The organism is Rhodococcus sp. SB1D, from assembly GCF_048573875.1.
GTDB classification, from domain to species: Bacteria; Actinomycetota; Actinomycetes; order Mycobacteriales; family Mycobacteriaceae; genus Rhodococcus_F; species Rhodococcus_F qingshengii.
Window position 1 is genome coordinate 1 of record NZ_JBMAIQ010000046.1, and the last position, 355, is coordinate 355.

General features: G+C 58.0%; 1 protein-coding gene. It reads left to right on the forward strand.

Going from position 1 to position 355, the window contains the following annotated elements; genetic code table 11:
- Nucleotides 1-20: 20 nt before the first annotated feature.
- The coding region (locus tag ACN50D_RS31265; RefSeq protein WP_419970264.1) for a hypothetical protein at nucleotides 21-355 on the forward strand (335 nt) is incomplete at its 3' end.

Below are 355 nucleotides of genomic sequence, written 5' to 3' on the forward strand. Positions count from 1 at the left end.
TCTCTCCGAAGATTGCTGTGGTGAAGTCCTCTGATCCGGTGTCGGGTTCGAATATTGTTGCCGGTCAGGACATCAAGTACACGCTCACATTTACGAACACCGGTAACGGTGCGGGTGAGGTTGCGCACTTCGATGATCTGCGTGGTCTGCTCGATGATGCTGATCTGGTTGCGGGCAGCTTGAGTGCTGATGCTCCGTTGACTGCTGCGATGGTCGGCACGGATGGTTTCTCGGTGACGGGAACCCTTGCGGCCGGCGAGAGCAAGACGGTGACGTACACCGTCACGGTCAAGGCTGATGCCGATCGCGTTGCGGCGAATGCCGACAACACGGTGCTCAACTTCGTTGTTCCGGG